This is a genomic window from Micromonospora nigra (assembly GCF_900091585.1).
GTDB lineage: Bacteria > Actinomycetota > Actinomycetes > Mycobacteriales > Micromonosporaceae > Micromonospora > Micromonospora nigra.
Genome location: NZ_FMHT01000003.1, coordinates 3,639,886 through 3,653,290 on the forward strand (window position 1 = coordinate 3,639,886; position 13,405 = coordinate 3,653,290).

Genomic DNA, 13,405 nt, shown 5'->3' on the forward strand with positions numbered 1-13,405 from the left:
TAGCGTGCATCACCGTGACCGCCGCTGACCCTGCCCGTACCCGTAAGCCCAGGAAGCGTGAAGGGTACGGCGTGAAGCTGGTCCGAGGCCCCTTCGTGCGGCTGGCCCCACACCCGGACAGTTGCAAGGAAGCGGTCGATCTGCCTGCCTATGCGGCGGGCGTCCGCCGCGCAGGGAGACCTCTTGCGGCCGACCTCTTCAGCGGTGCGGGTGGTTTGAGTCTCGGTCTGCAGAAGGCCGGCTACGAGGTCGTGCTAAGTGTTGATCACGATGCGGAGGCGGTCGAGACCCACCGGCATCACCATGGGGGTCTCAGCGTCAACTGGGACCTGGGAGACCCTACCGTGATCCGCACGGTTGCTGATCTTGTGCGGGACTGTCAGATCGAACTGCTCGCCGGTGGTCCTCCATGTCAGCCGTTCTCCAAGGCGGGCCGGTCGATGATCCGTCATCGGGTCCGCTATGCGGAGCGTGACCCGTACGACGAGCGTCGGGACCTGTGGCGGTCGTTCATCGAGGTGATCCGGCTCGCCAGGCCGCCGGCGGTGCTGATGGAGAACGTTCCGGACATGGCGCTGGACAAGGAGATGTTCATCTTCCGGACGATGGTCCACGAGTTGGAATCGATGGGCTACTCCGTTCAGGCTCAGGTGGTCGACACGTGGCGGTACGGGGTCCCGCAGTTCCGGCAGCGCCTGATCGTGGTCGCCCTGGCCGATGGCGCCCTGTTCGAATGGCCGCCGCATGCGCTCGAGCGGGTGACCGTATGGAACGCGATCGGTGATCTCCCGCCGGTGGAGGGTGGCTGGCGTCCTGAGGGCGGTGCCGAGGGGTGGACCGATTACGCGGAGCCGGTGACGGAGTATCAGCGCAGCATGCGCACCGACGTGACGGACGCTGACAAGCGTAAATTGTTCGATCACATCACCCGACCTGTCCGTGAGGATGACGCCCGCGCGTTCGAGCTGATGGACGCCACCACCCGTTACTCGGACCTCCCCGAGGAGATGAGGCGGTACCGCGACGACATTTTCGACGACAAGTACAAGCGCCTCGATGAGGACGGCCTGTCCCGGACCATCACAGCGCACATCGCGAAGGACGGCTACTGGTACATCCATCCGCGGCAGGGCCGGACGCTGACCGTGCGGGAGGCGGCCCGATTGCAGACCTTCCCCGACTGGTTCAGGTTCGCTGGACCACCGTCGGCGGCGTTCCGTCAGATCGGCAACGCGGTGCCACCGCTGTTCGCCGAGCACCTGGCGGGCGCGGTGCGCCGGAGCGTCGCCGCCGCGCGGCCGGCGGAGACCTCCACTCGGGAGGTTGCGGCGTTGCTCGCAGGGTGGTTCGACAGCGCTGAGGTTCGTGGCCTTCCCTGGCTACGGGCGACCACGAGATGGCAGGTGATCCAGGCGGAGATGCTGCTGGACCGAGCCTCCGTGGACGTCGTACGTCCGCTCTGGCCGCTGATAGCGAGGTGGACATCCCCGCAGGCGACGGTGCTCGCGGAGGCGGAGCTGAGCGAGATCGGACGGTGGACGGGCAAGGAGGTCCGTGCGGGGCGGATCGTCGAGCTGGCAGGACGGCTGGCCGACAACCCGGCGGTTCTCGATGACGACGCCGGGCTGCGCAGAATTCCCGGTCTGCATGAGGCGTTGGCGGATCTGGCGATTCTGGTCGTGCCCAGCGCGGGTGAGGACGATTCGGAGGAGCCGGTGCTGTCCACGAAGGGTGTGCTGCGGGTGGCTGCCCGTTACCTCGGTGAGCCGGTCGACCGGAGGAACCGGCTTACGGACGGCCGGCTGGCGGTGGCCCGCATGATCGGGGACGACAGCGACGCCCGGAGGGCGCATCTGGGTCTCATTGAGCTGGCAAACACACTGTGTCGGCCCGTCGAGCCCATGTGTGACGCGTGCCCGCTGCAGAAGGTGTGCAGAAGTAGCCAGGCCGGAAGCCTCCGGCTGTTCTGACCGGCAGGTGCCAGCCTTCCCGCGGGCGTTTCAGGTGTCCAGGCCGAGGGTCTTCAGGACGTCCGGTGACTGTTCCTTCAGTACGGCGGTGATGCGCTGCCAGGCGGCCCATTCCCCGGCCTGCATCGCTGCGGCCCGCAGGGTGAGTCCGGCGGTGGCGGCGGCATTCGCGGCGGCGCGGACCTCGGGCGGGGTACCGAGACCAGCGGGCACCGGCCGGCGTGCTGCGGCGGTGTGTGGTGCCTTGCGGTAGGCGTCGTTGGCGTAGATGCACAGCTCATTGATCGGCGCTTCGAGCATCTGGCGGAGCTGGGCCGGGATCGCGACCCGCATCTTGGCAACGTTGATGTTGAACGCGGAGTCGAGGCCGGTGCCGAAGTCAACGGAGGCTCTGGCGAGCTTCGTATGTTCATCGATGCCGCGGATCCCGCCCCAGCCGCCCCACTGGACGAGGCGGTTGGCCCGGTAGATGTAGAGGCCCTGCTGGCGGTTCCAGTTGAGCGGCCCGGAGTGCCGTTCGAACTCGGTCGGTGAGCTGAAGCTGTCGCGTGAGGGCAGGATGTAGCGGCGTAGGGTCACGTGGCCACCGGCGTTGCCGAGTGTGATCTCGAAGCGTTGGGGTGACAGTTCCTGCCGGGCCGCCTCGTCCGGCGCGAACGGGTTCCAGGCGCGGATCTTCTGTCCGTTAACGGTGATCACGACCTGCCGGTCGCCGGCAGCACCTTCGATGAAGCGGTGGAACACCATTCCGAGGTGTTCGGCCGTGCGGGTGGCGAGCGTCTCGATGCGCCGTTTCGCCCAGCCACCTTCGGGCCGGCGCTCCGGAAGTACCCTGTCGAGGCTGCGCCAGAGCACTACCGTGCCGGTGCCCTCGGCGAGCCATTTCCGGGCACGGATGACGTCGGGATCGGCACCTGGGTCGACGATGACCCATTCGTCCCACTCCTCGACGATGTCGAGGTCGAGGCTGCGGGCAGATGTGCGGAACACCTTCGGCGAACTGCGGGTGATCACGGTGACGGACCGGCACTGCGACAGCGACGCGGTCTTCAGCCCGAGCCCGTAGCGGCCGAGGTCTCCATCGGCGTAGCCGCGTCGTGACCCGAGACGGAGGGCTTCGAGCAGCGCGTTGGGTGTCATGCCCGAGCCGTCATCGGTGATGAAGACCCGTGAGTCGGCGCCGTCGAATTCGATGCTTATGTCGACGTGGGTCGCTCCTGCGGCGATGCTGTTGTCCACGATGTCGGCCACAGCGGTGGGGAATTCGTAGCCGATGTCGCGCAGGGATCCGGTCAGTCTCGCGGCCGAGGGCGGCACCTGGAACCATGATTCGGGCGGCATCGGTTTCCTCCCCAGCGTGCGACGGCAGCTCCGAGACCAGGATGTCACACATGACGTGGTGATCTTGTACCGCGTTCCGGTGCCCTCCGTTCCCGGCGCCATAGTGTTTCGACGCGGTCCGCGACGTCGCTGGGGTCCTCGTGTTCCCAGAAGTGCGCGACCGTCCAGCCGAGTGCGGAGAGCTGGTCGTCCTTCTCGCGGTCACGCTGAACGTTGCGCTGTAGTTTTGCGGCCCACCAAGCGGCGTTGTTCTTGGGGACCGTGCCGTGTAACGGGCACATGTGCCAGAAGCATCCGTCGATGAATACGGCGAGCTTCGCTCTGGTGAAGGCGATGTCGGGCCGACCGGGCAGCAGTTTGTGGTTGACCCGGTAGCGCATTCCCCGACGGTGCAGTTCACGACGGATGAGGAGTTCCGGGCGCGTGGAGGCGCGTGGCATCCGGCTCATCTGCGCTGACACCAGCGCGTTGAGAGGTGCCGGTCGGCGACCGGTGGATGTCAATGCGCCCTCCGTCGCGGGTGAGGCGCCTTCCGGCCGTCCGGACGGATCCGGTGGCACCGCGCCGGTCGTGACCGGCCGACCGCCCGGTGGGCGGTGGCATCTGCGTACACATCGATGTCAGCCGAACGGGCCGAAGGTCCGGGGCAGGGCGCGGCGGCACGACCGGCGGATTCACCGGCGGCGCGGCCCGGGCCCGGCCCGGACAGGTGCCGGTACCGGCGCGGCGACCACCGGCCTATGTAGTAAGGGGCGATCCGGTACGTTGAAAGCGGCCGTGACACCGGGATCCGGCGCTTCCCGGATTCAGCCGTCGGACGAATATGCTGAAGAGCCCTGTCACCCATGCCGACCACCCCCGTGCCCCGCCCGGCAACCGCCCCTCGTCCCGGAAGACTGCGCGATGTCTGAATGTTCACCCCTGGCGGTCCTATCCGTGACGGCGGTCGCGTGCGCCCTGTTGGAGTCGAATCATGCCTGACGTGGACGTGAGCGCATTCGCGCATACCCTCATCGAGGATGTCCGGGCGCAGGCGGACGCCGACGGCTGCGACCTGGCGGAGGCGTTCGCGCGGATGATGCTGGACCGGTTCAGCCTGGACGGCTACACCGAGGACGCGACTGTGGCGATGTACCGCGACCACGGGGTGGAGATCAGCGGCTACGGGCTCTCCTCCGATGACCGGTGCCTGGATCTGTTTGCGACGGTGTACAGCCCCCGAGCTGATGAGGCACATAAGATCAACCGCCCCGAGCTGGAGGCGGTGACCCGGCGGCTGCAGAACTTTCTGCTGAGGGCCGTGCCGGGGACCCCACGACGCAGGAACCCCTCCTCCGAGGTGCTCGGGATGGAACGGGCGGTCGCGGAGAAGTTCCACCAGGTTGACCGGATCCGCTTCATCATCGTCACCAATGCCCGCAGTGTCGTGCGGGAACCCGCCATGACGACGGAGATCGAGGGCCGTAAGGTCGTCCGGGAGCTGTGGGACCTGCGTCGCCTGGCCGCGTGGTCGGTGTCCGGGACCCAGGCGGAACCGATCATCGCCGAGTTCCCTGACGGCCTGCCGTGTCTGACCGCACCGTCGACGGCGGGGGACTACTCGGTGTTTCTGGCCATCGTTCCCGGCGCGGACCTGGCCGCGTTGTACGCCGAGCACGGTGGCCGGCTGCTCGAGCTCAACGTGCGGTCCTTCCTGCAGACGAAGGGCGCGGTCAACCGGGGTATCCAGGAGACGTTGCGGACGACACCGGACCGGTTCCTCGCCTACAACAACGGCATCGCGGCCACGGGATCCCAGGTTGATCTGGACCGGGGGGCCAACGGGCAGACCGTCATACGGCGGATCCACGGCCTGCAGATCGTGAACGGCGGTCAGACCACCGCTTCGATCCACCACGCGCGCCGTAACGGGATCCCGGTCGACGATGTGCATGTGCAGATGAAGCTCACGGTCGTGTCCCCGGACCGGCTCGATGAGATCGTTCCCCGTATCTCCCAGTACTCGAACACCCAGAACAAGGTCACCGCATCCGATCTCCGTGCCAACAGCGGCTTCCACATCGAGGTGGAGCGGATCATGCGGACGCTTCTCGCTCCGCCCGGGCCGGTGCACCGCGTGGACACTCACTGGTACTACGAACGGGCCCGCGGCCAGTACGCCGACGCCGTCGCCAGGGAGTCGACGCCGGCACGACGGGCCACCTTCCGCGCGTCGAACCCGCCGGACCAGAAGTTCGACAAGGCCGACCTGGCGAGGTTCGTGCAGGCGTGGGCACGCTACCCCCACCTGGTCAGCCGCGGCGGTGAGAAGAACTTCGTGCTCTTCCAGGGGCGCCTCAAGGACGAGCCGGTCACTGTGGACAAGGCCTACTGTCGCAGGCTCGTCGCCAAGGCGATCCTGTTCCGCCGTGCCGACCGGATCGTCCGCGACCAGGACTTCGGCGGATACAAGATCAATATCGTGGCTTACACCATCGCGTTCCTCGTGCACGCCACCCGTGGTCGCATCGACCTCGACAGGATCTGGCGTGACCAGGACCTCTCGCCGGCGCTGAGGGAGGCCATAGCCGAGGTCTCGATGCTCACCCAGAAGGTGATCACCTCCCCACCGGACGGGCGAGTCCACGTCGGGGAGTGGGCGAAGCGGCCGGAGTGCTGGGACGCGGTCCGTGACCTGGACTGGCAGCCCTCACCGGCGCTCGAGGCGGAGTTGGCGGACGTCGACACCTACGCCGAGGACCTGCAGCTCATCCAGGGGACCAGCGCGCAGGACTGGTCGGACCTGGTCGACTGGGGGCGCTCCGCCGGCACGCTCGACGGAGCCGACCAACGCACCGCCGCCAATGTCGCCGAGGCGCTCCGCGAGCGGTGGACACCCGCCGGCAGGGACGTCCTCGCCGCGGTACCGCTCATGCGCCGCGCGCGCCGGCGTGGCTTCCGGCCCGTCGCCGGGTTCTGACCCACGAACCACAACCGAGAGGTGGTGCCACCATGTCCGTGTGGACCCGGGACGTACCCGTCGAGGGAACGACCGAACTCCCACCGGACCCGCGTGCCCTCGACGCCCTCGGCCGCAACCACTCCCTCGAGACCGCTCTCGCCGACCTCGTCGACAACTCCATCGACGCCGACGCCGACCGCATCCGGATCCGCTTCATCCGGCACCGCACCAGGCTCGTCGGTCTCTACGTCGTCGACAACGGCACCGGCATCAGACCCGACACCATCGACGCCGCGATGACGGTCGGCGGACGCCGGAACTACTCCGGCACCGACCTCGGACGGTTCGGTGTCGGCCTCAAGGCCGCTTCCTTCAGCCAGGCCGCCAGCCTCACCGTCATGTCCCGCGCCGCGGGCCACCCACCCGTCGGACGCCGGTGGCTGCTGAACCGCAGCCGCCGCGACTACCGGTGCGACATCGTCACCAGCGACTTCGCCGCCGCGGAACTCGACCGCAACTGGCCGGTGCCCACCAACCCCAGCGGAACCGTCGTGCGCTGGGACGACGTGGTCGGGTTCCCCTCGACCGACGACCCGGCCCAGGTCGAGGAGTTCCTCACCCGGACCATCTCCCACCTGCAGGGACACCTCGGCCTCACATTCCACCGCATCATCACGCATAGGAACATCCGCATCAGCATCGACGTCGAGGACACCGGCCTCGGCGCCGGCATCGCCAGCACCGTCAACGCCCTGGACCCCTTCGCCTACCCCGGGACACCACCCGGCTGGCCCAAGGAGCTACGGGCCGACCTCGACGGCACCCCCGTCGTCCTGCGCTGCCACATCTGGCCCGGCCGGTCGAACCTGCCGCAGTACCGGCTCCCCGGCGGTGCGGAGCAGCGCCAGGGCCTCTACATGTACCGCCACGACCGGCTCCTGCACGCCGGCGGATGGGAAGGCGTCCACGCCGCCGACCGCAGACTCCAGCTCGCCCGCGTGGAGATCGACATCGACGGCGACACCCCCGGCCTGTTCATCATGAACCCGGAGAAGACCCGGGTGACAGCCGGCCCACTGTTCGCCGGAACCGTCGCCCGCGCCCGCGCCCAGGACGGCACCGACATCACCACCTACCTGCAGGCCGCCGAAGCCGTCTGGACGACCACGAACCAGCGCACCACCGCCCGACGCCGGCCGGTCGTCCCGCCCGGCCGCGGCCTGCACCCGAAGGTCACCCGCGAGATCCGCGACGAGCTGCCCCAGCTGACCGATGAGCCCGTGAACATCCTCTGGAAGGCGCTCCCGGACAACCAGTTCATCGAGATCGACCGGGAGGCGAACACCCTCTGGCTGAACAGGAACTACCGCGCCGCGCTGCTCGGCGGCCGACGCGGAGGCCTCAACGACCTGCCGGTACTCAAGACGCTGCTCTACCTGCTCGCCGAGAACACGTTCCAGGGAGCCCACCTCGGCCCCAGGGACAAGGACAACATCGAACTCTGGCAGAGCCTGCTCACCACCGCCGCCCGCGCCGAACGCGCCGCCTACGAGGAGCGCCGGTGAGCACGGCCAGCGAACGCCATCTCAGCACCGAGACCTTCGCCGGGCATCTACGTCACACGGCACCGATGGACCACGCGGTACCCGGCGAGCCCCGGCTGGTGCTGTTCACCGTTCCCGGTGACCGTGTCGGACTACGCGGACCGGCCCGCCCGGGGGAGCGACCGGCACCCACCGGCCTGGAACACGTCACGGTCCGCGCCGTCCACCACGGTGGGCGACGGATGATCGAGCTGGTCATCACGGACCCCCGTGTGTTCCTCGATGCCTACCCCCTGCTGCGGGCCGTCGCCGACCGGATCCAGCTGGGTCACCAGCCGATGACCTCAGCGGTCCGCGACACCCTCCGCCAGCTGGGTCACCTTCTGCAGCCGGAAGCCACCCTGCGGCGGTCCACCGAGACCGGCATGCTCGGGGAGCTGTGCCTGTTCACCGGCGTGTCCCTGACCGCAGGACCGGCAGTGGCACTCCAGGCGTGGCGCGGGGCCCTGTCGGAGGAACACGACTTCGGCTTCCCCGGCTACGACGTGGAGGTCAAGACCACCACCTACGAGCAGCGCCGCCACACCATCGAATCCCTCACCCAACTCGTACCGACCGGCTCACGGCCACTGTGGCTGGTTTCCGTCCAGGTCACCGTCGCGGGCCACGACGGTGCCACCCTGCCTGAACTCATCGGTCGGAGTCGCGCCCTGCTGAGCGCCGGAGCCGACCGGATCCGGTTCGATGACCTGCTCCACGCCGCAGGCTGGGCGGACCGCCACACCACATCCTGCGGCACCCGCTGGCGGCTCAGGACACCACCGGCGACCTTCATCGTCGACGCCGGTTTCCCCCGCATCACACCCGCCATGCTGCAACCGCAGACGGACCTCGCCCGGGTCACCGACGTCCGCTACCGCACCGACCTCACCGGCCGGCCCGAAGACAACCCGCCGGACCTGCTGCGCACCGCCCTCACCGCCGGACAACAGGAGCTGCGATGAGCGACACCGTCACCACCGGCTACAGCTCCGCCCTCGACGGCATGAAGACCGCCGGCCCCGCCCCGTTGCACCAGTTCGCGGCCCTGTTCGCCAGAGACACGTCGCTGACCGATGGCACCGCACTGCTCGCGCATCTGCAGAGCGCCGGTCCGGACGACGCCCTGCGTCAACGCCTCGCCTACCAGCTGTCGTCCTGGGACCATACGGACGACGGACCGTGGGCCGCCGGTACCGCGCCCCACACCGCCGAACGGCGGGCCGCCATCTGCCGCGCACTCGAACTCGACCGGGCCACCGAGGAGCTTCTCTCCGAGATCATCCCCTGGGCCGCGATCGACGCCCCTATCGTCATCGCTGAACACTTCGAGGAATGGCGTACCCCGCAGCGGCGCACCGAACGTGACTTCTACTGGGCCCACTACAGCGCCAACCTGCTGGCGAACGGCTGGGACCCGTCCGCCGTCGCCGGCATCGACGAGGCTACGGAGGAGGTCGTCCGCCGCATCTCCGACCCCACCCGCAAAGTCGCCTACCAGGCCAAGGGCCTCGTCGTCGGATACGTGCAGAGCGGGAAGACCGCCAACTTCACCGGTGTGATCGCCAAGGCCATCGACGCCGGCTACCGGATGGTCATCGTGCTGACCGGTACCACCAACATGCTCAGGGCCCAGACCCAGCGGCGACTCGACATGGAACTGTGCGGGCGCGAGAACATCGAGCCGGACCACGACCCGACCGCACACGAGTACCGCTACGACGACGACTGGAAACGCCACAAGTTCATCAACCACGGTGGCAGGCCGTCCGACTCCGGCCATCCCGACATCGAACGGCTCAGCAACTATGCGGGCGACTACCAGCGCCTCAAACAGGGCATCTCAGCGCTACGGTTCAAACGGCACGACGCCACCAAGGAGTTCTTCCACCCCGCCAACCTCTACACCAGCGATGCCCGCCTGGTCGTGGCGAAGAAGAACGCGTCCGTCCTCACCAACCTCGTCACCGACCTGAAGAAGGTCAGCGCGCGGCTCGGCGAGATCCCCGTGCTCATCATCGACGACGAGTCCGACCAGGCGTCCGTCAACACCACGAGCCCCGCTAAGTGGAAGGAGGACAGCAAGAAACGCACCGCGATCAACCGGCTCATCGCCCAGCTCCTGACGATGCTTCCCCGCGCCCAGTACGTCGGTTACACCGCCACCCCGTACGCCAACGTCTTCATCGACCCGTCCGACGTCGAGGACATCTTCCCCAAGGACTTCATCGTCTCGCTGCCCCGGCCGCTCGGCTACATGGGCGCCGACGACTTCCACGACTTCGACGACGACCGTCCGGTCGGACAGCGACCGTTGAAGACATCGAAGGAACGCGCCCACGTACGCTACCTCAGCGACGAGCCCGCGGATCACGAGCTGCGAGCCGCCCTCGACATGTACGTACTCACCGGCGCACTCAAGGTCTACCGCGAACGGACCGGTGCCGGTAGCTACCGGCACCACACCATGCTCGTGCACGAAGCAATGGGCCGCGAGTCCCACCGCGAGACCGCACGGGTCATCGACAAGCTCTGGGCAACCGCCGGCTACCGCAGCCCGACAGGCCTTCAGCGGCTCAGGGAGCTGTATGAGAACGACATCCTCCCCGTCACCACCGCACAGACACCCGGAGCGGCCATGCCGGGCAGCTTCGAAGAACTGCACGAGCACATCGCTGACGCGCTCGGTCTGATCCAGCCGGCCGACCGCCACGGCACTCCGGTCATCATCGTCAACAGTGACCCTGACCTGGAAAGACACCAGCAGGATCTCGACTTCGACCAGCACGGCGTGTGGCGGATCCTCGTCGGTGGCAACAAGCTCGCGCGTGGCTTCACCGTCGAGGGCCTCACCGTGACCTACTACCGCCGCGCAGCCAGACAGGTCGACACCCTGATGCAGATGGGCCGCTGGTTCGGCTTCCGGGCCGGCTACCGCGACCTGGTCCGCCTGTACACGACCCAGGACCTGCACGCACTGTTCGGTGCCGCCTGCCAGGACGAACAGTCTCTGCGCGATGACCTCCGCAAGTACTCGTCCGAGACCGCTCCGGAATCCCGACTGACGCCCAGCCGCGTTCCTCCGCTGGTCGAACAGCACCGTCCTGATCTGCGACCGACCGGCCGGAACAAGATGTGGAACGCCCGACTGGTCTCACGCAGTTCGCCTGGCGAACCCATGGAACCGGTCGCGCACCCGGAGAAGGGCAAGCGGGCTCTGCAGAACCTCAGGCTCTGGGAGCCGGTCCTGGCCTCTGCTGCGGCGACCGGCACGGTCGCATTCAGAGCAACCGGATCGAAGGCGACATATTCGGCCTACCACGCGGTTCTGCTGCATAACGAGATGATGGCGGTGCTGAACCGCCTGCAGTGGCTCCGGGATGACATATTCGTCCCGGAACGCGCCTGGCTGAACGCGCTCGCCCCGACCCAGCTCCGGCAGTGGGTCGTGCTACTTCCCCAACAGGTGGACCCCACCACCGGCCGCATGATCCTCGGGCACGGACCGTTCAGCATCTTTGACAGGAAGCGGAGCGAAACGGGAACTCTCAGCGCCATCAGCGAAAGCCGCCACCGCAACGCGGCAGCACGGATCGCGGGTCTCGACGCGCACCCCGATCCGGCCGCTGACGCGCTGGCGGCACCTTGTACGGCGGTACTGACCCTGTACCCGTCCGTCAAGCCGGATACGTTGACGGGAGCGCGCGGTGATCGGATCGATCCGGAACTGGTCACGATCGGGTTCCGCGCCATCACCCCACTGAGCACTGGTGGAGGCGGCAAGCGGTTGATCTGGACGACCCTGGACAGCGGCAGGCCGAATGACATCGTCATCGACACCCCCTCGGCGGTATGACCCAGGATGGATCATCGCCGTCCGTACATGTCCTTCGACCAGCTGACCGGGAGCATCTGTATCAATACAGCCATTCTCGTGCGGTTCGTGCGGTCCATGGCGAAGCGCGTCCGGCTCGCCGGCGCGGGGTCATCAGTCCAGGGCGACGCTGCCGTACCCGGGGCAGGAACCGGTCCTACGATGAACTCCGTAGTGGTGCATCCACAGCACGACGTCTAGGACCCCGCGGCAAGCTGGTGGTGGAGGGCGATGCCGGCGCGGTCGCGGAGCAGACCCAGTTCGTCGCGCAGCACGCCGCGGTCCGCCGCGCTCCGCCGGTGTAGGCGTCGCCACACCTCCTCGGGCCCGCCGTATACAGGCACCTGGTGACCTGAGATCGAGCGGACACCCCGGATGACCGCTCGTGCTGTCGTGAGGGTGCCGGGTCCGCCCGTCCCGCCCGTGACCCTCGCCGGTCGCCCGCGTCCCGGGACGCCTTCGCGGCGGTCTCCGGGTCGACCGATCAATCCGTCGCCGTCGGACCCCGGTTCAGCGTACGGTTTCTCCGGCGCCGGGGACGGCGTCGCCCAGACGTTCCCTCATCCGGTCCCTCAGCTGCGGCAGCGCCCGGCCCTCCAGTTGACGCACACGCTCCGGGCTGATCCCGAGCCGTCGGTCGATCTCGTCGAGGGTCAGCGGTTCGTCCGTGCCGACGCCGGCCCGCCAACCCAGGATCGCCGCCGACCGTGGGGGAAGAGCCGCCAACGAGGCGCGCAGGATGGTCATCGTCTCACGCCGCTGCGCCACGACATCCGGCCGCATGGCGTCGGGGTCCGGGGTGACGATCTCGCCCAGCGGTGTGGCGCCGTCACCGACGAGTAGATCCAGCGACGTCATACCGGCGTGCAGTCTCAGGCATTCAAGGACCGTCTCCGGACCGAGACCGAGTCCGTGACATATTTCCGACACCGTCGCCTGTCCGGCAAGGGCCAACAGCCGAGCCCGGCACGTCACCACCCGACGGACCTGGTCCACTTTGTGTACCGGTAGGCGAATGGCGCGGCCCTCGTTGGCGAGTGCTCTCGTCACCGCCTGTCGGATCCACCAGACCGTGTAGGTGGAAAATTTAAGGCCACGCGTGGGATCGAACCGCTCGACCGCCCGCATCAGACCGATGACGCCATGCTGGACCAGGTCCTCCGGGTCCAGCCCTTGTCCCACGTATCTGCCGGTCACGAACCCGACGAGCCTGCGATTGTGCAGAACCATGGCGTCGAATGCCCGGGCGCGTTCGTCAGCCGTGTCCAGGCCGGCCCGGTAGCCGTTCGGGACCTCCTCGTGTGGCAGGTACCGGTCCCCGCGCAGCAGGACCGCCAGGCCGACCTCCTCCGACGCTGTCAGCAGCCGGTCCCAGGGACGCGGGGACGTCCGGTCCCTGCGCAGCAGCAGACGGGCGTCGCAGACGCCACGTTCGATCAGTGCCGGCCCGGTCGCCCCCGCCGGGTCCCCGTCCGTGGGCGGAACGTTGTCCGGCGGGTCGAGAATGTCCACACCCAGGCCGGTCACCATGGCCACGACCTGCTGCCGGAGGGCGGGACGTGTCTCACCGGCGAGACCGAGGACGCTGTCCACCTCGTGCGTGCGCACCAAGCGCTCGCGCACGTGTGCCAATAGCAGCTTCACACACGTCTCGACAACTTCATCATCGGTCGGGAAATCCATAGCGGACAGTTCT

Annotated in this window: 9 protein-coding genes; 5 read left to right on the forward strand and 4 right to left on the reverse strand. The window is 68.0% G+C overall.

The features are described 5' to 3' along the window. Window positions 1–14 precede the first annotated feature (14 nt). Window positions 15–1,970 (forward strand): DNA cytosine methyltransferase, encoded by a 1,956-nt coding sequence (dcm, locus tag GA0070616_RS15705; RefSeq protein ID WP_091090885.1) that lies wholly within the window; start codon window positions 15–17, stop codon window positions 1,968–1,970. A 30-nt stretch (window positions 1,971–2,000) separates the two neighbouring features. Here the strand turns inward: dcm and GA0070616_RS15710 are convergent, their stop codons facing one another. Both GA0070616_RS15710 and GA0070616_RS15715 read right to left on the reverse strand, forming a co-directional pair. Beyond that, a complete protein-coding gene (locus tag GA0070616_RS15710; RefSeq protein WP_091082624.1) occupies window positions 2,001–3,311 on the reverse strand; it encodes an ATP-binding protein in 1,311 nt (436 codons plus the stop codon). A gap of 44 nt (window positions 3,312–3,355) precedes the next feature. Continuing rightward, window positions 3,356–3,760, reverse strand: a complete 405-nt coding sequence (locus GA0070616_RS15715; RefSeq protein ID WP_091090889.1) for a very short patch repair endonuclease — start codon at window positions 3,758–3,760, stop codon at window positions 3,356–3,358. A 524-nt stretch (window positions 3,761–4,284) separates the two neighbouring features. On the opposite strand from GA0070616_RS15715, the gene GA0070616_RS15720 reads away from it, so the two are divergent. The 4 genes from GA0070616_RS15720 to GA0070616_RS15735 are packed head-to-tail and all read left to right on the forward strand — an operon-like array spanning window position 4,285 to window position 11,691. Then, on the forward strand, window positions 4,285–6,270 hold the full coding sequence (locus GA0070616_RS15720) for an AIPR family protein (RefSeq protein ID WP_091082627.1): 1,986 nt from the start codon (window positions 4,285–4,287) through the stop codon (window positions 6,268–6,270). 32 nt (window positions 6,271–6,302) lie between these two features. Further along, window positions 6,303–7,817, forward strand: coding sequence for an ATP-binding protein (locus GA0070616_RS15725; protein ID WP_091082630.1), 1,515 nt, complete (start codon window positions 6,303–6,305; stop codon window positions 7,815–7,817). After that, window positions 7,814–8,800: a PD-(D/E)XK motif protein gene (locus GA0070616_RS15730; protein ID WP_091082632.1), complete on the forward strand. Its 987-nt coding sequence runs from the start codon at window positions 7,814–7,816 to the stop codon at window positions 8,798–8,800. Before GA0070616_RS15725 ends, GA0070616_RS15730 begins: the two co-directional genes overlap by 4 nt. After that, on the forward strand, window positions 8,797–11,691 hold the full coding sequence (locus tag GA0070616_RS15735) for a Z1 domain-containing protein (RefSeq protein ID WP_091082635.1): 2,895 nt from the start codon (window positions 8,797–8,799) through the stop codon (window positions 11,689–11,691). The genes GA0070616_RS15730 and GA0070616_RS15735 overlap by 4 nt, the downstream gene beginning before the upstream one ends. A gap of 215 nt (window positions 11,692–11,906) precedes the next feature. On the opposite strand, the gene GA0070616_RS28165 is transcribed toward GA0070616_RS15735, so the two are convergent. After that, the gene (locus tag GA0070616_RS28165) at window positions 11,907–12,053 is read right to left on the reverse strand and encodes a hypothetical protein (RefSeq protein WP_175440091.1); all 147 of its coding nucleotides are present in this window, start codon (window positions 12,051–12,053) and stop codon (window positions 11,907–11,909) included. Between the two features lie 166 nt (window positions 12,054–12,219). Then, a complete protein-coding gene (locus GA0070616_RS15740) occupies window positions 12,220–13,332 on the reverse strand; it encodes a sigma-70 family RNA polymerase sigma factor (protein WP_175440092.1) in 1,113 nt (370 codons plus the stop codon). Window positions 13,333–13,405: the final 73 nt, after the last annotated feature.

Bases quoted from the DNA above. Each gene is read 5' to 3' on its own strand.
- GA0070616_RS15725 (WP_091082630.1), top strand. From the start codon at position 6,303: ATGTCCGTGTGGACCCGGGACGTACCCGTCGAGGGAACGACCGAACTC.
- GA0070616_RS15735 (WP_091082635.1), top strand. From the start codon at position 8,797: ATGAGCGACACCGTCACCACCGGCTACAGCTCCGCCCTCGACGGCATG.
- GA0070616_RS15720 (WP_091082627.1), top strand. From the start codon at position 4,285: ATGCCTGACGTGGACGTGAGCGCATTCGCGCATACCCTCATCGAGGAT.
- GA0070616_RS15710 (WP_091082624.1), bottom strand. From the start codon at position 3,311: ATGCCGCCCGAATCATGGTTCCAGGTGCCGCCCTCGGCCGCGAGACTG.
- GA0070616_RS15715 (WP_091090889.1), bottom strand. From the start codon at position 3,760: ATGAGCCGGATGCCACGCGCCTCCACGCGCCCGGAACTCCTCATCCGT.